Origin of the sequence: Corynebacterium auris (assembly GCF_030408575.1) — a bacterium.
Classification (GTDB): domain Bacteria; phylum Actinomycetota; class Actinomycetes; order Mycobacteriales; family Mycobacteriaceae; genus Corynebacterium; species Corynebacterium auris.
Window position 1 is genome coordinate 333498 of sequence record NZ_CP047047.1, and the last position, 20819, is coordinate 354316.

The window sequence follows — 20819 nt, forward strand, 5'->3', positions numbered from 1 at the left end:
AATTAGGCCACTTCCCCATGTGGCTGTGACTGGTGTGGCCCCTTTTTTAGATAGAGAAAGGGCCATGCCGATAACCATCCCCCAGTAGGTTTCTGTTCCTGAGAAATGTCCCGCCTTCGTTTATTCGCGAGGTCCGGGACGTGGATTTTTCAGGAAAGGACCAGAAAGTAGATGACGATCAGCATGACCACGATCGAAACTATCAGGCAGCTCGATGACGAGGGAATGTCCAGACGAGCGATTGCCAAAGCGGTAAACGTGGCGCGGGCCACGGTCGATAAGTACGTCAATCAGGAAGATTTCAGCCCCACCCCGCCGGTGACGGTGCGTAAACCCGGCTCGATCGTGCTGGGTGAGACGCTGTGCGCCGTGATTGATGGTTGGCTTGAAAATGATCAGCGCATGCCGCGAAAGCAGCGCCACACCGCGCGACGCATTTGCGACCGGCTCGTCGACGAGCACGGATATACCGGCTCGTATTCCCCGGTTCAGCGCTACGTCAAGCAGTGGAAACAGGACCACACATCCCCAGGGGATGGGTTCATGGAGTTGGAATGGTCACCTGGGGTCATCCAGGTCGATTTCGGCCAAGCCGAGGTCGTTATGGCGGGAACTGCTAAGGTGGTGCACCTTTTGGTGGTGACGTTTCCGTATTCGAATATGCGGTTTTGCAGGGCGTTCGCCGGAGAGACCGCTGAGTGCGTTATCACCGGCCTTTTGGACGTCATCGACACCGCCGGCGGGGTGCCGACTGAGATGGTCTTCGACAACGCCACCGCCATTGGGCGCCGCTTGGGTCCCACCGTGGTGGAATCCGAACTCTTCGCCGCGTTTAAGGCGCACTATCGGACGAAGGCTCGCTACTGCAACCCGTACTCGGGCCATGAGAAAGGCAACGTGGAAAACGCGGTCGGTTTCATCCGGCGCAACCTGTGTGTGCCTGTGCCTGAAGTAGCCAGCCTGGCGGAGCTAAACGACTATCTCAGCTCCGGGTGCGCCGCGTTTGCCGACCAGATCCACTACAAAAAGTCGGCCACGATCGCGGAGCTATTACAACAGGATCAGCAAGCGCTCAAGGCGTGCCCGTCGGTGAGGTTTAACCCGGTGCGCTTCGAAGTGCGCCGCACCGATAAGACCGGGGTCGTCACAGTCGGCGGCAATCGCTACCTTGTGGGCCCTGCCTGGGCGGGACGGCAAGTCACGGTGGAGCTATCGCATGACACCATCACCGTCTTAGACGACAACACCCGACGCATCGTCGCACTGCCACGAGTCTTCGGCACCACAGAAGAAACGGTGATCAACCCGCTGAGTGTTTTGCCTTCGCTGGCGAAAAAGCCCGGGGCGTGGGCGAACTCACCACTTCGCCGCCACATGCCGGACGCTGTCGTGGGCTATCTCGACGCAGCAGATGCGACAACCCGCAGAGAGTTTTTCACCCACGCCGAAACCACCGCCACAGAATGCGGATTCGACACCACCGTCACCGCTGCCGCGGCACTGCTGGAAACCAACGCGACACCGACCGGGCCACACCTCGGCATCGCCGCACGCTACAGCGCCCCACCACCAACACAGCACGCGCGAGCGAATCTCACCACCTACGATCAGCTGCTCGCCACCAGCACCACCACACCTGATCATGTGGAGGCGACCTAAAATGAGCACCGACACCACCAACAACAAAGACCGCGTGGTAGCACTCGGTCGCCAGCTCTACCTCACCACCGCAGTGCTACGCGAATGCGCAGACCATGCCACCCCACGCCAGTGCGACATACTCATTGAGCTTTTCGAAGCTGAACTTGAATCCAGATCCGCATCTAGAGCGCGCCGCCTGATACACCGAGCACGAATCCCGGTACGAAAAACTCTCGACAGCTACGACTGGTCCCCGGTAACTCTGCCCGCCGACATCACCCGCGAACACCTCACCACCCTCGACTTCCTCAACGGATGTGAAGACCTCGTCTTCTACGGTGATGTCGGCACCGGCAAAACACACCTCGCCATCGCCCTGGTCACCGCAGCATGTCTCAGAGGCACTCCTGCAAGGTTTTTCACCGCCGCCAGCCTGGTCGACCATCTGCGCAACGCAAAACTCGCCGGCAAACTCGACAAAGAACTAGCAGCCCTCGGCAAAAACGAACTGCTCGTCATCGATGAACTCGGCTACATCCCAATCGACACCGACGGGGCGAGGCTTTTATTCCAAGCCATCGCCGATGCCTACGAACAACGCAGCCTCATCATCACCACCAACCTCGCGTTTTCCCAATGGGGCCACGTCTTCGGCAGCGACGACATGGCAGCCGCCGCAATCGACCGCATCGTCCACCACGGCCGCATGATCACCTTCACCGGCCAGTCCTACCGCATGGCAAACGCCCTCATGAAATAACCCGAAAACCCAGCAACGCCCAAACGGCCCAAAACCACGCCACCCCGGCCTAAAAAACCGCGCCGAAACGGCCTACAACAACTTGACAAAACACACAACTCGCACGTGCCCGCGGGGTGTATGTCACCGACACCGACCACATTGTTGCGACCGGCTATTTGGTAGCAGCGTCGTGACTTTCCGGTAGCGCTTCAGTGAGTATCCGGTAGCAGCTCACAGCGCTCAAGGTGATACTTCCAGTACGAGCCGCACCACTCGGGTGCGGCTCGTACTGGAAGGAGTCCGCTTATGACGGATTACCGTGCGGTGATGACGCTGCTGATTCGGCAGCGTTCTTACCGCCAGATTGAACACCAGCTCGGATGCTCGCACCGCGCGGTTTCACGAGCGAACCAAATCCTCAGTTGGTAAAACCTACCTCGCCCAAGCACTCATCACCGCAGCATGCCGCAACGACTACTCCGCACGGTTCTACCGCACCGACATGCTCGCCGCCGAACTGGCAGTCCTCCGCCCCGATAACCCCACACGGCTGAAGTTCATCCAGCAACTCCACGACGTCGATGTCCTAGTCCTGGATGACTTTCTCACCGCACCTGTTGATGCCGCGACCGCGCACCAGCTACTCAATATCCTCGCCGGGCGGGAACGCAAAGTCTCAACCATTGTGACCTCACAGTTCACCCCACACGAGAGGTACAAGTCCATCCCCGACGCCGTGATCTCCGAGTCAATCCTCAACCGACTCATCTCCGGCGCCGAAATCATCACACTCGAAGGACCAAACATGCGCCTGACCACCAACGCATAACAACCGGCAACGCCTGAGTGAGATACCGCTACCGGGTACCCACTCAGGCGCTACCAGATACTCACCACACCGCTACCATTTCGGTCTTCTGAACACACATCCCGGCGAACATGGGTGACACCCGTGGGTTGTGGACAAGCGAGTACTTCCTGCGCGAAGCCGCCAAAATCGGGCCGGCCACCCGCCAGGTGATTGCCGAGCTCATCGAAGCCAAAGCGATCCCTGCCCAGGCGTACCAAGCGTGCCGCAACGTGCTCAACATGGGCAAACACACCAACAAACCAATCCTCGAAGAAGCCTGCAGGCGGTTGGTGTCCACCGACGGCGCCAGGCGTGCTGTGTCGTATACCGCGGTGAAAAACATGATGGCCGCCGTGCGCAAAGACACCTCCTCACGGCCTACAGGCACTGACCTTTCAACCGATCTGCCAACAAGCAGACCCACCCAAGACGCACCTGCGCCGACAGCGCGTGACACACGCGGCGCCTACCTCGGTGGTGCTGCCCAGTTCAGCCTCGAAAACCTCACCAAGAAGGGATCTGCATAACCCATGCCCCACCCACAACCAGCATCAGCATCTGCCCGCTTCCTCGACGAATCAGTCCTGCCGGTCTTTACCGACCTGCGCATGACCGCCTTCGGACAAAGCGTCATCGACATCGCCGCCGATCCCGCATTCGACGACTGGAGCTTCTCCGACAAAGTGCTCTACGCACTCGACAAAGAGGTAGCGGCCAAGCGTGAGAGGCGAGTCAACAAACTGCTCAAAGCATCCCGATCGCCAAATCCCGATGCTTGTATCGAAGACATCACTTACACGCCCGGCCGCACCATCAACAAAGAGCAAATCACCCGACTCGCTCACTGCCGATGGTGCCAAAGCGCACAAAACATTGTCATCCTGGGCAAATCCTCCGTCGGCAAAACCTACCTCGCCCAAGCACTGCTCACCGCGGCGTGCCGAAACGACTACTCCGCACGCTTCTTCCGCACCGACACACTCTCCAACCACCTCGCCGTGCTCAAACACGACGACCCAGCCCGCATCACATTCCTCGAAGACCTCCACCACACAGACGTGTTAGTCCTCGACGACTTCCTGACCACCCCAATCGATGCCGCTACCGCACACCAACTGCTCAACATCCTCGCAGAGCGCGAACCCCGCGGATCCACCATCGTGACATCCCAGTTCACACCCGACGAGTGGTACAAATCCATCCCGGATGCCGTCATCGCCGAATCCATCCTCAACCGACTCGTCGCCGGCGCCGAAATCATCACACTCGAAGGCACCAACATGCGACTGGCCTAATAACCCCACCGAAACCCCAAAACGCCCGGGTGTTACTCGATACTCACCCGGGCGTTACTCGATACTCACCACACCGTTACTAAACACGTGGTCCTAACAGTACTCGCCGAGCAACACGATTGAAAAAGATCCAACAAAAACGCTACATGTCACTGCCTAGTCTCGAGCAGACCAAAGGCATCGTTGCTGCCAGCACGATCGACGCCGCCCCCGCAGAAGGAAACGAAACCGCCGCATGATCGCACCCCGACCCTAGCCCCGGGCCCTGACAACAAGCCCCCAAACATCACCACAATTCGAAGCCAGATACACCACTACCCAGGACTTGACCAGTACTTACCGACTCCCGGGTTGCGCAGGCCAACCAGTGGGTGACCGGTGGTGTGCCCAAAGCGGAGGTGGCCCGCCGACTCGGGATCGGACGGATCAGCCGGTATGCATACCTAGCGGAGGGGGCTGAACAGGATTCGAGTTAGATCTCGGTTATGGGGTCTTCTTTGCGGAGGTTGTCGATGATGGTGTTGATGTAGTCCTCGTCGATGATGTAGCCGGCGGGGGTTTCGGTCATGATGTTGTATTCGACTCGTATTTTCCACCACCATTCGACGGTGGGCTGGTTCCAAATGAAGCCGTATTTTTGACCGTCGGCGAGGAAGGATTTGCCGATCAACGTGTACATGTTAGGGGTGAGAATGGTGGTGCTTAGTCCCATGTAGGTCAGCGGATCTGGGTGCGGCTGGACGTGTTGCGCGACCCAGTAAAGAAGGTCTTGAAATCGCCTCCCCTCGTTACTGTTGTGCATCATACTGAGCCCAAATGAGTTGGCTAGGGGTGCGACTGCTTTGCGCAGTAGGTGTTCCATGTCGGGGGTGGGAGTTGCGGCGATGGCCCGGGTGAGGTCATCGGAGAGTTTTCCGTGCCACACGCCTTTGATTCCCATCCCCTCTTGGCCTGCGCTTGGGGAGTCTTCTTCGTCATCTCGGTTGTAGGGTTCGAGTTTGGTGAAAAAGTCGGTGACGGAGTCGGCGACCTGGGTCATTTTCCCGCCGGGGTCGGTGTCGAGGTGCAGAATAGCCCCTGCGGGGTAGTCGGGGAGGTCATAGTTGATGACGAAGCAGTTGTGCATGCCATCTTCGGTGGTGGCGAACAGGAGAACCTCCTCGGGGATTTCCCATTCCTCCATGAGGTAGGTGGCGTCTGTGGCCAGATCGAGGGGGAGGCCAGTACTTGTGCTGCCGTTGCCGAAGATGTCGTCGGTTGCCAGGCCTCCGACCCCTTCGGGGAGGCCCGGCATGACGCACTTGTCGAGTTTGAGGGTGCCGCCGCCGGTTTCTTTGATCAAGGCCCGGTAGTCGTCGGGCAGTTTTCTGCCGATGGCATGCTCGATCTCGGCGAGGCGGGCATCGTCAGCCGGTTCACCGGTTGCAGAAAAGAATTTGGAAAAGGTCATTGTTGCTTTCTCCTTACGTGCAGTTGGGCCAGTTAGGTAACGTGGGCCAGACAGCCATGCCGCCTGTGTGCCTAACTTCTTGGTGTAGGTATTTCGGGATGAGCTGCATGCGCCCGCAGTCCTCATGATGGTGCCATGTAAGCTCGTATTTCTTGCGATATTCTTCGTCTATCCCCAATTCTTTATCCGCTGCTCTAATATCTTTTTGGCTGTCCCCGGTAGGTTTAATCTTAAGGTCTGTGTCCGTTGCTCTTCCTGTCATTACTTCTGGGTTATAAGGGTGCCGGTACCTAGTAAACTCAGGGAATCCTCTCGGGCTGATGCGGACACCCTCCGGATACTCCTGCTGGAATTTTAGCGGAAGTTGTTTAGGGTCATTGTTCTTATAAAGTCCGCCTGCGAACTGGGCATTTAACGGGTTACGGTTGGAAAGTCCGACCTTTTGCACTGTGGATGGGATTGGGCATCGTGAAGCGGCTATTGCGTAGGGGCTTGTGGTCCCAGCAGTAGGGTGGTAGATCGCGGGGGCGTAGGTGGGCGTTCCTGCGGTGTGGGCGATGGTTCCTGTGATGCGGCAGGCGACGGGGTTGAGCGCTTCGTTGAGCGCTTTTGTGACATGTGAATTACTGAACGCGTGTTTGATGTCGCCGGCTTTGGCGATGAGCCTGCGGATGGCGGGCATGGCTTTGGCGATTTTTGCTGTCTTGCCGATGGGCAGGATTCCTACTGTCGCCCAGATGCATCCGTTTACTTGTCCGCGGAAGCATTTAAGGACGTCGCCTACCCCGATGAGGTCGAGGATGAGGTCGAGGTTTTCTTTCCCGATCGCGTTGCGGATTCTATCGAGGGCGCTTTGCGTCTCAGTGGTGATGAGTCCTTCTGCGGCTGCGGAGCGGGCTTGTTCGAGTTCGGATAGTTCGAGTTGCCATGCCGCGTTGTAGGCGTCGTTGGCGGCTTGTGATGCGGCGGCGGCATCGTGGCTGGCCGCGTTGGCGGATTGGCGTGCGGATGAGGCGGAGGCTGCGGCGTTGTTCGCTGCAGTGCGGGCAGTGGCGGCGTATGCGGTGGCTTGATCGGCGTTGCTGGTTGCTTGTGCTGCGTCGGCTTCGGCAGATGCTGCGGCGGCGTGGGCTTTTTGTTGCTGTTGTTTGGCGAAGGTTAGCGCTTGTTGCGCGGAGGCGACGTGGGTTTGGGCGAGTTGCGCTGATTGTTGGGCTTGTCCTGCCCATTGCTGTGCTTGCTGTGCGTACTGGTCGGCTTGGGCTGCCGACCCCAGGGCGCGTTGGTGGGCTTGTTGTGCGTGGGCGGCTTGCTGGGAGGCGGTAAGGGCCGCGTTTTTACCGAGTTCGAGTAGCGCGTCAATATCGGCGTTGTGGGCGTCGCGCTGGTGGTCATACATCGCGCGGCGGTATTGCTCGATAGTGATGAATTCATTCAGACCTGCACGGTCGCCGGTTACTGCCGCTTCGGCGGCGATTGCGACTTCCCGGCCTCCGGATTCTGTCAGGGCGTAGGCTTCCTGCAGCTGGTCGGTGTAGCGGGCGTGGTCGTATCCGCCGCCGTGGACAAAGGTATTAAGGGCATCAAATGTGTTGGTGCGCAGTGCTTCGTCTGCGGCGGCTTGCGTGGCAGGTCCGGCGCTTTCACGCAGTTGCCAGGTTTGCGCAATAAGGCCGGGCAGGCGCATCTGGGGAAGCTCGTCGTTGATAAAGCGCGCGATTGCGGCGTCGTCCTCGTAGCCCATTTCGTCGGCGGCGGCGCGGATGTTTTCATCCGGGTCGTACAGGGCGATGTAGCTGACCTCGTTGAGGTGATCAGTAGCGACCGCATCGGGATAGGAGTAGAAGGCGAAGTCAATGAGATCCTCGTCGGTGTTTCCTTCGAGGGCTACTTTCGCCGCTCCCGCAACAGCGGGGGATCCGACTTGGGCTGCAGCAAGCGCGAGTTGGCGGATATCGCCAAGGGATTGATCGGTGGGGGTAAAGCTGTCCTCACTGTTAGGAAGCGACTGGGTCAGCGCCTCCATGCGGGCTGTAAGTTCGCCACGGCGTTTGCGCTCTTCAGCCGCGGCGTTATCTTGGGCGTCTTGGACGTCGCGTGCTGCAAGGGCTTGATCTTTCAGGAATGCACGTTCGTCTTCGAGGCGCTGGTCGGCGCTTACGTTTGCGATCTGGTGCGTTTTGACTGCGAGGTCTGTGTTGCGGCGTGCTTTATCCGCTGCATCGGTTGCTGCCTGGGCGTGTTGTCCAGCAAATGTGGCGGCGTAGCGTGCATTTCCTGCTTCGCGTGCGGCGGCGTCGGCGGCGTCGGCGGCTCTGCGTGCGTGGTCGGCAGCTTCGCGTGCGGCGGTTTTCGCCTCTTCGACCAGGCCCTGAATCTGGGCAACGAGGGTGTCGACCTGGTGAGCGGCGTTGCGGGCGCGGGCCGCGGCGTTGCGGGCGCGGGCTGCTCCGGCTCGGGCTTCGGCCGCGGCGGCTTCGCTGACTCCTGCTGCATTGGCGGCGTTGGTTGCTGCTGTGGCGGCGGCGTCGGCGTTTTCTGCCGCTGATCCTGCGGCACGTCCAGCAGATTGGGCATAGCCTGCGGCTTGGGAGGCATAGTTATATGCTTCGGCGGATCGCTGCGCGGCTTGAGCAGCGTTGCGTGCCTGTTCAGCAGCGCGGCGCGCTGCCGCAGCGGAACCTGCATCGTATGCTGCGGCGTTAGCAGCTGAGGCTGCCGCCGCTGCGGCGGCTTGGGCGCGCGCGGAAGCCGAGGCAGCACGAGAGAGGGCGTCAGCGGTTTGCCGGAGGGCTTGTCGTGCCTCCTGTGAGGCGGCTACTGCCTGATCGGCGACGTGCGCTGACTGGGTAGCGAGGTTACCCGCCGCAATTGCAGCATTTCCGGCCCGGTTTTGGGCTGCATCGGCGGCGAGTGCTTCATCGCGGGATTTTTCCGTCGCGATGCGGGCCGCTTCAGCTGCGCGTGCCGCCCGGTCGGCCTGCATCCATGCTTTGTTGTTTTCATTTGTGGCGGTCTCAGCCTCTTTGATGGCCATTTCGACAAGCTGGGAAATGTCCATCCTTTCGGCATCTTGGGTAGCGGCGACGAACTGGCCGTAGCGCAAGAACCCCTCGATTGCGGTATCTGTTCCCACCTGCAATGCTTCCGCGGCATTGGCAGCAACTGTCGGCAGTGGCGAGCTTGTCAGCTCGTAGACTTCGCGCCGGCGGTCATGCGCGCGTGCTGTTTCTTGCCCTGTGGCCGCGAACTCGGCGAGCGCGTCCGGTGTGTTGATCCGCAGTGCTTCGTCAGCGGCTGCTTTGAGAGTGGAGCCCTCAGGGGCTTCGGCGGCTTCCCACGCAGCTGCACGGTCGTCTTGTGCTTGAGCTTGTTGCCACCCTGACTCGATGAACTCACTCATCTGTTCGGTGGTGCCCGAGGTGAGAAGTTCATTGGCGCGGTCCTGCACCGTCGGTCCGCTCACAGATGACAGCGTGGTGATGATGCTGCGCAGGTCCTGTTGCTGGGCTGCATCACGGTTTGTTGCGACGTAGTCGGACCACTGTTTTTCGGAGCCGCCGAGCGCATCGACAGCGGCTTGCCGTGACGAGGTGAAGGGCGAGTCGAGCATGCTGACAGCAAACGAACGCGCTTCGGCTGAGGCAGTGATCTCTTCGGACAGTCGCTGTGCTTCGTCTTGCGCGATGGCGTCGGCCTGGGAGGTTGATGCCACGATCGCGCTTGTGAGCATGGTTGCGATCGCTCTCCGGCAGATAGAGCGGGTGTGACCGGCGGGCAGAATTCGCCTCAGCATTTCTATCTACTTTCCGGGCAGTGCGAGTGCGTGGTCGGTAAACCATACGGATTCAGTGGTGCGGGTGGTTGCTGTGGTGACTGTGGCGTTAGCGCCGGCGGTGAGGATGCGGGCCTGGTTGGTTGCGTTGGCGAGATACACCCCGGTGGGGGTGGTTGCTGCGGCGGTGGGGCACCACGTCGCGGCGCGGGTGTCAGGGTTGGTAAGCACTGAGACGGCCCCGGCGGTGTTCATCGTCAGGTAGGTGCCGGGGTAGGCGGCGGATTCGAGGGAGACGCACTGGGAGGAATCGAGTGCGGGCACGACTTTGAAGGAGGCGTCGAGGCGGTCGTTGAATCCGCTGTTGCGGTCAAGCGCGGATAGTTTCACCCCTGACCAGCTAAGCCGCATGACGTGGCCGGGGTTGATGCGCCCGGCCGAGCGCAGGGTGACGTAGGTGGGGGCCTGCCCCGATGGGGCCAAGGTGGCGGTGGAGGCACCGTTGGGTGTGGCGACCGGGGTGACCTGCAGTTCGACGATGGTGGAGCCGCGGCGGTCAACGTCGACGCTTTTGACCTGTCCGGGATGGATGGTCTGCTGGAAGTACACCGCCCCGCCGGGGAGTTTGAAAGCGACGGCAACTGGGACGGTGAGGTTGTTGACCACCCCGTAGGAGCCGGTGATGTTGACCGCCACCCACCCGGTGGATGCGGTAAGGGTGAAACACGCCGACATTCCGGCAACGGAGGTGGAGTCGACGCGGACTTGTTCGCGGGTGGTGCCGCAGGCTTGTTCGACTAATCCGCCGTCGCCGGCGATGGGGTCGACGTTGTCCTGGGCGAGTGCCGGTGCGGCACTACACATCAGTGCGGCACATGAGGCGGATAACGCGGCGGCGGCGATGTGTGTCAGGGCGTAGCGCATGGGTGTGGGGTGTCCTTGGGATGCGGGGATGGTGAAAGGAGGGGAAGAAGGGGTTTAGCGGGAAAGCGGCACGTAGCTGGTGGTGGACTTATCCAGGGTGGTGCGCAGTTTCAAAGCGAAGGGGGCCCATACCTCGTTGGCGACGTGCTCGGAGCTAAACGGGCCCTGCACCTGGGTGGTGTGGGCGGGGCCGAAGGATTCGACGACAAGACGGATCCAGGTCTTGTTGGAGCCGGTGTACTGGGCCTTGATATCCGGGGAGTCGAACACGACGTTTTTCTCACCGGCCGGTGGGGCGGTGATCTCGTCGAAGCGGATGTTGAGCAGCCGGTTGGCTCCTTCAGGGTGGTCGGCAGCTGTTTTGAGGGTGAATCCGGTGTCGGAGATGCGTTCGACGGTGACTGTGCCAGGCCGTGCCCCCATGCCGGTGAAGGTGCATGTGGCGCCGGTGATGAGCTCTTTGGGGCAGCCGGTCAGCGGGAAGTAGATGTCCATGTGTTGGATGAGTTCGCGGTGTGCCCCAGCTGCATGCCAGCGTGATTTGTCGTCCTTCGCGAACAAAGGGTAGACCTGCCGGTAGCTGGAGTACTGCTTGTTGTCGTACTGGGGCAGGGCCACACCGGTGGGTTCGAAGGAGTGGATGGACCCGCCAATAAAGTCTTGTTTCGTACCCCCGGCTGCGGTGTAGGCGTCGGAGGACGGGAAGCTAAAGCGGCTTTTCTCCCAGCCGGCGTTGGCCCAGTAGTTAAGGATTTTCCCGGTGATGGGGTGGGTTCCTCCGGCGGTGGAGAAGTAGATGGATCCGCCCTGGAAGTGGTTGTATTTTCCTTTTCCGTCCGGGGTGGTGCGCTCGTCGGTTACGGGGTATCCCAGGGGGCCGGTCTCCCACCCCTGGGCGGCCCACGTGTCGCGAATGCCTCCCCACACCTGGTGGGCATCGGTCTCGGGTGACCAGTAGATGGATCCGCCCTGGAAGTGGTTGAACCGGCCGACGCGGTCGGGGGTGGTCAATTCGTCGGTGACTGGGTAGCCCAGGGCTGCGTTTTCCCACCCGAGGTCCGCCCACTTGTCGCGGATGCGGCCGCCGACCTGATGAGCGGTGCCGCCATCGACGTTAGGGTGCCAATAGATGGAGGAACCGCGCGCGAAGACCTGGAACCGTCCGTTCCACGCGGAGACACTCTCCGGGGTGGTGGCATCCCCGAACCTGGCCCACCCGCCGAGACGATGGTAGGTCTGTTCGATCTTCCCGCCGATCCAGTAACCGTGAAAAACGGCCCCGCCCGCCGCAGCGGTGCCCAGTGAGCCGCACACAAGCGCCGCAGACACAAGCGCGAACAGCCTCCGATGCTTCCCCATGATCCTCAACGCCTTCAACTAGTCAATTGCCATGCCGTGCTCTGATTTCTGTTACGAAACAGCAATATAAGCGTTCGGAAAGGAAAATGTGCGGCGAATGCGAAAAATGCTGCACACAGCCTTCAAGCACGCCCCACCACCAACCGCAATGCGGAGGGAGTACTCCCGAGAATCTCGCCTGGCTGTGAATACGGAAGCGTCTCTTCCTCCACGTCGGCTTTGCCCGAACGGGGCCGGAACTACCCTGGGCAGCATGTTCCCCACCCTCGACAGCATCCTTGAGCGCGCCCACGTGGTCGCCCTGCCCATGGCCGTTACTTTCCGCGGTGTGACCATCCGCGAGGCCCTGCTCATCGAGGGCCCCGCCGGCTGGGGGGAGTTTTCGCCGTTTGTGGAGTACGGCCCGGGGGAGTCGGCCAGCTGGCTCGCCGCCGGGATCGAGGCCGCGTTCACCGGCCTGCCCGAGGCGCGCGGCTGGGTCGAGGTCAACGGCACGGTGCCCGCGGTGCCCGCCTCCCGGGTCCCCGAGGTGCTCGAACGCTACCCGGGGGTGGGCACCTTCAAGGTCAAGGTGGCGGAGAAGGGCCAGTCGCTTGACGACGACATCGCCCGCGTCACCGCCGTGCGCCGCGCGCGCCCGGACGCGACCCTGCGTGTGGACGCGAACCGCGGCTGGTCCGTCGACGAGGCGGTGCACGCCGCCGCCGTGTTGGGGGAGTTGGAGTACATCGAGCAGCCCTGCGCGACGGTGGAAGAGCTCGCGGAGGTGAGGCGGCGGGTCGCTACTCCGATCGCGGCGGACGAGTCGATCCGGCGCGCCGCTGACCCGTACCGCGTGGTGGAGGCGGGGGCGGCGGATGTGGGCGTCGTCAAGCCTGCTCCTTTGGGAGGTGTGCGCAGGCTGGTCGCGGTCGGGGAGGAGCTGGGGCTGTCGCTGACCGTGGCGAGCGCCCTCGACACCGCCGTGGGCATAGATGCGGGGCTGGTCGCGGCAAAGCTGACCGGCTCGCGGGCCGCGGGCCTGGCCACGCAGCGTCTCTTCGTCGAGGACGTGGCGGAGCCGCGGGCGATCGTCGACGGGAAAATCGAGATCACCCGCACCGCTCCCGACCCGGAACGGCTCCACGGGCTGCGCGCCCCGGGCGAACGCCGCGACTGGTGGTTCGATCGGGTCCGGGAGTGCTACCCCCACATTGGGGCCAACGCGCGCTAAGCCGCAATTTGTGAAGGGCGAAAATTTTTCTTTTGGGGGCGAATTGCCTTTTAATGTGCAAACATAACGCAATAAGGTTTCCGTGACGTAGGAGGATCAGCCGTGTCCACTCCCGTGACCCAACAATCCACTCACCAGGCGCCGGGTGAAACCGCGCCCGCCCCCACGCCCGGCGAGTGGCGCCGCCAAGCCATCGGCCTCATAGCAGGCATCGTTCTGGCCGCGCTCGTGTACCTCATCTTCCCCGGCGGGGCAGCCGAGACCGTCGCGAACTCCTCGGGCGCGGACCCCGAGGCCGCCTATTCTTCCGGGGCGATGCGCGTCGTCGCTGCGGTGACCGTGCTCATGGCCGTGTGGTGGATGACGGAGGCGATCCCGCTGGCTGCCACCGCGCTCGTGCCCATCGCGATTTTCCCGCTCGCCGGGGTGGCTGAGTTTAAAGCGGTGGCCAGCCCCTACGCCTCCTCGACGATCTTCCTGTTCATGGGTGGCTTCCTCATGGCCCTAGGCTTGCAGCGCTGGAACCTCCACCGCCGCCTCGCCCTCGCGGTGGTCGCGGTCGTGGGCACCAGCCCCAAGCGAATTATCCTCGGGTTCATGCTGGCCACAGGGTTTATGTCCATGTGGGTCTCCAACACCGCCACCGCCGTGGTCATGCTGCCCATCGGTGTGTCGGTGCTCACCCTTACCGCCGACTCGGTCGGCGGGATGAAGAACCAGAAGAAGTTCGCCACGGCGCTGATGCTCGCGATCGCCTACTCCGCCTCGATCGGATCACTGGGCACGCTCATCGGCACCCCGCCAAACGCGCTGCTCGCTGGCTACATGCAAGAGGCGCACGGCATCACCATCGGCTTCGGCCAGTGGATGCTCGTGGGGCTGCCCGTCGCGGTGGTGTTCCTGCTCATCGCCTGGTTCGTCCTTATTACTGTCTTCGCTCCGGAGGTGGACGAGATCCCCGGCGGGCGCGAGCTCATCAGCGACGAGATCCGCCAGCTCGGCCCCTGGACCTTCCCGCAGGTTGCGGTCGGCGTGATTTTTGTCGCCGCGGCGTTGAGCTGGATTATCATCCCCTTGGGCCTCGACTACCTGGGGTGGGACTTCCCCTACGACGACGCCGTCGTGGGCATCATCGCCGGCCTGCTCATGTTCATCGTTCCGGCGAAGAAGGACGGCACCCGCATCCTCGACTGGGAAACGGCCAACAAGCTGCCCTGGGACGTGCTTCTCCTCTTCGGCGGCGGCCTCTCGTTGTCCTCCATGTTCACCTCGACGGGGCTGTCGCTGTGGATCGGCGAGGCGACCAAGGGGCTGGGTACGCTTCCGATCTTCCTGCTTGTCGCCGCTGTCGCAGCGATCGTTCTGTTCCTCACCGAGTTGACCTCCAACACGGCGACCGCCGCGACCTTCCTGCCCATCATGGGCGGTGTCGCCGTGGGAATTGGCCTGACGGAGGCGACGGACATGAACGTGTTGCTGCTCACGATTCCGGTTGCTCTCGCCGCCACCTGCGCGTTCATGCTGCCGGTGGCCACCCCGCCGAACGCCATCGCCTACTCCTCGGGCTACGTCACAATGGGCGAGATGCTCAAGGGCGGCATCTGGCTCAACCTCGTCGGCCTGGTGCTGATCACCCTGGCCACTTACTTCATCGCGGTCCCGGTGTTCGGGTTGGTGCTGTAGCTCGGATGGTCGAGGATGATGGGACGGAACCGGCGAGCGCAGGCGCCCCCTCTCCGAAGACACGGCGTGACGGGGGTGCGCCCTCCGCGCGCTACCCTGTCCCTATGACCTCCCCGACGAACTCCAACGACGACGAAACCCGCCAGTTCCGGCGGGAGCCGCAGGCGTCGCACCAGCCGCCGCAGTCGGAGCGGCCCAGGCAGTACTTCCCGGACCCGAGCGAACAGGAATACGCGTACGCGGGCGAGGCCTCGTACGGGCCCCCGCCCCAGGCTGGTTCGAGCGCTGCTCCCGCGTCCGGGTCCGGCTCGAATGTGGCGGCGATCGCCCTCGGCGTCGTCGCGGTGCTGGCCACCCTCGCGGCGCTGGTGTTCATGTTCCTGTGGCGCGGCGCCGCCGAGGAGGCGAACCAGCCGCCCGTGACGGTGACGCAGACCCAGACGGAGACCACTACCGCGACCACGACGCGAGGGTTTTCTCTTCTGCCGGATCGTTCCACGAACGCGCCGGAGGAGCCCGCACCGCCCGCTGAACCAGGGGAGCCGGCGGAACCCGTCGAGCCCGACGGCCAGGGCGGCGGCAGCATTATCGACGACCTCCTGAACGAGGCCGACCGAGTACTCAGGGGGCAGTAGATGCCAGACAGCATGGATGTGGCCACGAAGGTCGTCGCAAAGCTGGCGGAGCACGTCACCGACGTCGTTTTGTGCCCGGGTTCGCGCAACTCGCCGCTGGCGTACGCGCTGCTCGCGCGCCGGGACCTTAAGGTGCACGTGCGCATCGACGAGCGCTCCGCCGCCTTCACCGCGCTCGGCATCGCGCGGGTGCAGCGCCGCCACGTGGCCGTGGTGATGACCTCCGGCACCGCCGTGGCCAACACCCTGCCCGCGGTGGTGGAGGCGCACATGTCTCACACCCCGCTCGCCATTGTCAGCGCGGACCGTCCCGAGCGGCTCGTGGGCACCGGCGCGAGCCAGACCATCTGGCAGCAGGGCATCTTCGGCCGCTACGCGCGCACCCAGCAGGTCACCACGCTTGACGACGCCACCCGGCTCGACTTCACGGAAGACCAGGTGCACGTCAACGTCGCGTTGGACACCCCGCTCGTGCCCGACGCCCTGCCGGAGCGCGCGGGCGAGCCGCGCCGCGTCGGGCCGGGGCGCCTGGCCACCCCGCCAGCCTGGGTGGACCACGGGGAGGTGGACATCGACCTGGACAAAGACACCCTCGTCATCGCCGGCGACGAGGCGTGGGAGGTGCCGGGCCTGGAGCACGTGCCCACCATCGCCGAGCCGACCGCGCCCACGCCCTTCCACCAGGTGCACCCGCTGGCGGCGCGCTTCTTCGCGCAAAACGAGGTGGCCATCAGCCACGAGGGCGGGGACTTCGCCGCGGCCACCAAACCGGACCAAGTCGTGGTGGTGGGGCACCCGACGCTGCACCGCGACGTCATGGCGCTTTTGAGCCAGCCGGACATCGAGGTCATCGGGCTGAGCCGCACCGACACCTTCACCGGCAACCCCACCCGCCGCGGCAGTCGCGCCAACGTCACCGGCCAGCCCAGCGACACGTGGCTGAAGATCTGCGACGCGGCCGGCGAGGTCGGCGCCCAGACGGTGCGCGACGCGCTGGCGGACGAGGAGTACGGCTTCACCGGCCTGCACGTCGCCGCGGCGGTGGCCGACACCCTGGCGGTCGGAAACTCCCTCGTGCTCGGGTCGTCGAACCCGGTGCGCGACGCGAGCTACGTCGGCTTGCCTTTCGGCGGGGTGGATACCTACAGCGCCCGCGGCGCCGCCGGCATCGACGGCACCCTCTCCCAGGCGGTCGGCGTCGCGCTGGCCACCCAGGCGCTGCACCCGGAGGAGGTCCGCGCCCCGCGCATGGTGGCGCTCGTGGGCGACTTGACCTTCCTCCACGACATCAACGGCCTGCTCATCGGCCCCGACGAGCCGCGGCCGGGCAACCTCACCATCGTGGTGGCCAACGACGACGGCGGCGGCATCTTCGAAACGCTCGAGGCCGGCGCCGACAGCGTGCGGCGGGACTTCGAGCGGGCGTTCGGGACGGCGCACGGGGTGGGCGTCGACAAGCTTGCTGCCGCCTATGGCGCGGCCTACCGGCGGGCGGAGACGATCCCCGAGCTCATCGAGGCGCTCACCGACGACGCCGCCGAGCCGCTGACCGTGATCGAGGCCCCCACGACCCGGTCGACCCGCCGGGCGCTGGCCGAAAGGCTGCGCCGGTGAACGTGCGCCGCCGCCTGCTGCAGCTCATCCTGGCCCTCTACGCGTGCGCCCTGCTGGGCTCGGCGGCCATGGTGATTGGCCCGGCGCTCAACGACGCCCTCATCGCGCGCGACCCCGGCCGGGGCCTGGCCACGGTGACGGGCGTGAGCTGGCTGCGCACCTCCGCCGAGTACCAGGACGAGCAGGGCCGCTACCACTCCCCACGCTACGGCCTGCTGTACCCGTCGGGGCTGGGGGAGGGCCAGAGCGTGTGGGTGACCTACGCAAAATCCTGGCCCGACCTGGTGAAAGTGGAGGGGCGCGCGTGGACGCTCTCGGTCATTCCGGCGCTATCGGTCGCCGCCGTGTCGACGCTGATTTTCGGCGCGGCCTGGTGGGCGGTGGGGACGCGGCGCCGCGCATAATTCACCCAGATTTCTCCCACAGTGCACGCCCTTTTAGTACACGTGTGAAAGGTTGCAGGACATGCGAGTTGCTATCGTTGCGGAGTCCTTCCTGCCCAACGTCAACGGGGTAACCAACTCGGTGCTGCGCGTGCTGGAGTACCTGCGCGCAGAAGGCCACGAGGCCATCGTGATCGCCCCCGGCGCGCGGGACTTCCAGGACGAGGTCCCGGACTACCTCGGCTTCGAGGTCGTCCGCGTGCCCACGGTGATGATCCCGCTCGTTGACTCGCTGCCGATCGGGGTGCCCACCACCGTGATCAACAACGCGCTGCACCGCTTCGCGCCGGACGTGGTGCACCTGGCCAGCCCGTTCGTGCTCGGCGGGGCGGGATCGCTCGCCGCCGCCCAGATGAGCATCCCCGCCGTGGCGCTCTACCAGACGGATGTCGCGGGCTTTGCCACCCAGTACCAGCTCTCGCTGCTGTCGAACATGGCGTGGGAATGGACCCGCAGCATCCACAACCGCTGCGAGCTGACCCTGGCGCCGAGCTCCGAGGCGATCCGCGAGCTGGAAAAGCACGGCATCAAAAACGTCCACCACTGGGGTCGGGGCGTGGACACCGAGTTGTTCAACCCCGGCAGGCGCTCGGACGAGTTGCGCCGCGCGTGGGACCCGACGGGGACGAAGCACATCGTCGGCTTCGTCGGCCGCCTCGCCGCCGAAAAGGGGGTGCACCGCCTGAAACCCCTGGCGGGGGACCCGGACATCCAGCTCGTCGTCGTCGGCGACGGCCCCGAGCGGGCCCGCCTCGAGCGCACCCTGCCGGGGGCGGTGTTCACCGGGGCGCTGAGCGGCACCGAACTGGCCCGGGCGTACGCGAGCCTCGACCTGTTCGTCCACACCGGGGAGTTCGAGACGTTCTGCCAGGCCATTCAGGAGGCGCAGGCCAGCGGCGTGCCCACGATCGGCCCGCGCGCCGGTGGGCCCATTGACCTCATCAAGGAGGGCTACAACGGGCTGCTTCTTGACGTCGACACCTTCACCGACGACCTCCCCGACGCCGCTACCTTCCTCCTCGACGACGCCCGCCACGCCGAGCTTCGCGCCAACGCCCGCGCGTCCGTCGCCGACAAGACCTGGCACGCGCTGTGCGAGCAGCTCCTCGGCTACTACGACACCGCCATCCGCGGCTACAACCGGCCCACCATCACGGTGTTCGGGCGCCGCTTTGCCGCGCCCTTTCGCCGGCGCTCACCCCGCACCTCCCGCCGCTCCTAGGGCGGCGCGGCCGGGCTGTAGAATGAGCCCCCATGGCCAAGGCAGACCTGGAGAAAAAGCCCTTCGACGTGGCGCGCATGTTCGACGCGGTGGGCAGCCGATACGACATCACCAACACGGTCCTGTCCTTCGGCCTGGACGCGTACTGGCGCCGCCGCGCCCGCGAGCGCCTCGCGCTGCGGCCCGGGGAAAAAGTGCTCGACCTCGCCGCGGGCACAGCCGTGTCCACCGTTGAGCTGGCCAAGTCCGGGGCGTGGGTCGTGGCCTGCGATTTCTCCCAGGGCATGCTCGCCGCGGGGGCGAGGCGGAACGTCCCCAAGGTCGTCGGCGACGCCATGCACCTGCCCTTCGCCGACGCGAGCTTCGACGCCGTGACCATCTCCTACGGCCTGCGCAACGTCCACGACTTCGAGGCCGGGTTGCGCGAAATGGCGCGCGTGACCAAGCCGGGCGGCAGGCTGCTCGTCAACGAGTTCTCCACCCCCGTCGTTCCGGTTTTCCGCACCGTGTATAAGGAATACCTGCCGCGCGCCCTGCCGCTTCTGGCCCGCGCTTTTTCCTCTAACCCGGAGGCCTACGAATACCTCGCGGAATCCATCAGCGCCTGGCCCGGCCAGGAGGAGCTCGCCGCCGCGCTCAACCGCAATGGCTGGTCCGACGCCGGCTGGCAGGACCTCACCCTCGGCGTCGTGGCGCTGCACAGCGCCGTCAAGGAGGGCTAGGCGTCCCACAGGGGGGCGCCGGCCGGGGCGAGGCGCGCGGCGCGCCGCCACGCGCGGGCAAGTAGGTCGCGGTCCTCCCCGGTAATAAGGTTGCCCATCAGCCGCGCGGCGGCGGGCATGAGCAGTGCGCCGATGGGCCCGCGCAGCGCCACCGGGCCGGCGAGCGGCAAAAACTGCGGGTAGGTGAGCAGCCGCGCCGCGGTACGGGCGAGCGCGAAGGCTTCGCCGTAGCGTTGCCGCAGCGCGTCCGGCCAGGCGAGCGTGAGGTCGCCGCCCGCCGCGATGAGCTCGACTGCCGCCACGGCGGTCTCGAGGCCGTAGTCGATCCCCTCGCCGTTGAGGGGGTTGACGCACGCGGCGGCGTCGCCGATCAGCGCCCAGTTCGGCCCGGCGACGTTGGAGACCGCACCGCCCATGGGCAAAAGGGCGCTGGCGACTTCACGCTCGGGCCCGAGACCCCAGCGCTGGCGCTGCTGCGCGGCGTACTGGCTGAGCAGCTTCTTGGTGTTCACCCGGGCAGGCCGCGCCGCGGTGGAAAGCGCCCCGCAACCCAGGTTCACCGCCTGCTGCTCGCCGCCGAGGGGGAAGATCCAGCCGTATCCGGGCTGGAGGGCGCCGGTGGAGTCGCGAAGCTCCACGTGCGAGTGCATCCACGGCTCGTCGGCGAAAGGCGAAGCGCAGTAGGAGCGCGCGGCGATGCCGTAGACCTCGCCGCGGTGCCAGGTGCGCCCGAGCTGCTTGCCAAAGGGGGAGCGCACCCCGTCGGCGACGATCACCCACCGGGCGCCGATCTCTCCGCGGGCGGTAGAGACGGTGCGAATGCCCCGGGGGCCGAATGCGGCGGCGGTGGCGGGGCACTCGCGCCACACCGTCGCGCCGGCCTTCTCGGCCTCATCGGCGAGCGCCTGGTCGAGGCGGGTGCGCGCCATCGCCGAGCCCTCGTCGCCGAAGGCCCCGGCGGGCCAGGGCGCGGTGACGGAGCCGCCGTAGCCGTGCAGCTTCAGGCCCCTGTTGCGGTAGCGCGGCAAGACGTGCTCGAGACCGAGCAGGCGCAGGGCGCGCAGGGCGCGCGGGGTGAGGCCGTCGCCGCAGGTTTTGTCGCGGTGCGCCGGCTGGGCGTCGAGAAGCAGCGTTGCAAGGCCCTTCCTCTGGGCGGCGAGCGCCGCCGCCGAACCCGCGGGGCCGGCGCCCACGACGACAACATCCCAGCTGCTGTTCACGGTGATCTATTGTGGCACACGGGCGCGGCGG

At 64.5% G+C, this 20819-nt stretch carries 17 protein-coding genes; 12 read left to right on the forward strand and 5 right to left on the reverse strand.

Features of this window, described 5'->3' with window-relative positions:
• Positions 1–171: 171 nt before the first annotated feature.
• The 5 genes from istA (at position 172) to CAURIS_RS01690 (ending at position 4528) form a co-directional block, all read left to right on the forward strand.
• Entirely contained in the window at positions 172–1659 is a 1488-nt protein-coding gene (gene istA, locus CAURIS_RS01670) for an IS21 family transposase (protein ID WP_290342500.1), read from the forward strand.
• A 1-nt stretch (position 1660) separates the two neighbouring features.
• The gene (gene istB / locus CAURIS_RS01675; RefSeq protein WP_290342501.1) at positions 1661–2401 is read left to right on the forward strand and encodes an IS21-like element helper ATPase IstB; all 741 of its coding nucleotides are present in this window, start codon (positions 1661–1663) and stop codon (positions 2399–2401) included.
• A gap of 346 nt (positions 2402–2747) precedes the next feature.
• On the forward strand, positions 2748–3212 hold the full coding sequence (locus CAURIS_RS01680) for an ATP-binding protein (RefSeq protein WP_290342502.1): 465 nt from the start codon (positions 2748–2750) through the stop codon (positions 3210–3212).
• A gap of 110 nt (positions 3213–3322) precedes the next feature.
• Positions 3323–3760, forward strand: coding sequence for a hypothetical protein (locus CAURIS_RS01685; protein ID WP_290342503.1), 438 nt, complete (start codon positions 3323–3325; stop codon positions 3758–3760).
• Positions 3761–3763: 3 nt separating this feature from the next.
• Entirely contained in the window at positions 3764–4528 is a 765-nt protein-coding gene (locus tag CAURIS_RS01690; protein WP_290342504.1) for an ATP-binding protein, read from the forward strand.
• Between the two features lie 472 nt (positions 4529–5000).
• Here CAURIS_RS01690 and CAURIS_RS01695 read toward each other — a convergent pair whose 3' ends face one another.
• From CAURIS_RS01695 to CAURIS_RS01710, 4 genes are all read right to left on the reverse strand, one after another.
• Positions 5001–5978, reverse strand: a complete 978-nt coding sequence (locus CAURIS_RS01695) for an SMI1/KNR4 family protein (protein ID WP_290342505.1) — start codon at positions 5976–5978, stop codon at positions 5001–5003.
• A gap of 13 nt (positions 5979–5991) precedes the next feature.
• Entirely contained in the window at positions 5992–9693 is a 3702-nt protein-coding gene (locus tag CAURIS_RS01700) for an HNH endonuclease (protein WP_290342506.1), read from the reverse strand.
• 87 nt (positions 9694–9780) lie between these two features.
• The gene (locus CAURIS_RS01705; RefSeq protein WP_290342507.1) at positions 9781–10677 is read right to left on the reverse strand and encodes an AbfB domain-containing protein; all 897 of its coding nucleotides are present in this window, start codon (positions 10675–10677) and stop codon (positions 9781–9783) included.
• A 54-nt stretch (positions 10678–10731) separates the two neighbouring features.
• Positions 10732–12006, reverse strand: coding sequence for an LGFP repeat-containing protein (locus tag CAURIS_RS01710; protein WP_290342508.1), 1275 nt, complete (start codon positions 12004–12006; stop codon positions 10732–10734).
• A gap of 283 nt (positions 12007–12289) precedes the next feature.
• Between CAURIS_RS01710 and CAURIS_RS01715 the strand changes: the two genes are divergently transcribed.
• From CAURIS_RS01715 to CAURIS_RS01745, 7 genes are all read left to right on the forward strand, one after another.
• Complete coding sequence (locus tag CAURIS_RS01715; RefSeq protein WP_290342509.1) at positions 12290–13249, forward strand: o-succinylbenzoate synthase; 960 nt, start codon at positions 12290–12292, stop codon at positions 13247–13249.
• A 102-nt stretch (positions 13250–13351) separates the two neighbouring features.
• The gene (locus CAURIS_RS01720; protein ID WP_290342510.1) at positions 13352–14932 is read left to right on the forward strand and encodes an SLC13 family permease; all 1581 of its coding nucleotides are present in this window, start codon (positions 13352–13354) and stop codon (positions 14930–14932) included.
• A 104-nt stretch (positions 14933–15036) separates the two neighbouring features.
• Positions 15037–15567, forward strand: a complete 531-nt coding sequence (locus tag CAURIS_RS01725) for a hypothetical protein (RefSeq protein WP_290342511.1) — start codon at positions 15037–15039, stop codon at positions 15565–15567.
• Positions 15568–17181 (forward strand): 2-succinyl-5-enolpyruvyl-6-hydroxy-3-cyclohexene-1-carboxylic-acid synthase, encoded by a 1614-nt coding sequence (menD, locus tag CAURIS_RS01730; protein ID WP_290342512.1) that lies wholly within the window; start codon positions 15568–15570, stop codon positions 17179–17181.
• 2 nt (positions 17182–17183) lie between these two features.
• A complete protein-coding gene (locus tag CAURIS_RS01735; protein ID WP_290343279.1) occupies positions 17184–17585 on the forward strand; it encodes a DUF3592 domain-containing protein in 402 nt (133 codons plus the stop codon).
• Between the two features lie 61 nt (positions 17586–17646).
• Positions 17647–18846: a glycosyltransferase family 4 protein gene (locus CAURIS_RS01740; RefSeq protein ID WP_290342513.1), complete on the forward strand. Its 1200-nt coding sequence runs from the start codon at positions 17647–17649 to the stop codon at positions 18844–18846.
• Between the two features lie 32 nt (positions 18847–18878).
• Positions 18879–19568, forward strand: coding sequence for a demethylmenaquinone methyltransferase (locus CAURIS_RS01745; RefSeq protein WP_290342514.1), 690 nt, complete (start codon positions 18879–18881; stop codon positions 19566–19568).
• On the opposite strand, the gene CAURIS_RS01750 is transcribed toward CAURIS_RS01745, so the two are convergent.
• Positions 19565–20788 carry a geranylgeranyl reductase family protein gene (locus tag CAURIS_RS01750; protein WP_290342515.1) on the reverse strand — a complete coding sequence of 408 codons (1224 nt, stop codon included), beginning with the start codon at positions 20786–20788 and terminating at the stop codon, positions 19565–19567. The two genes, CAURIS_RS01745 and CAURIS_RS01750, sit on opposite strands and share 4 nt — an antisense overlap.
• Positions 20789–20819: the final 31 nt, after the last annotated feature.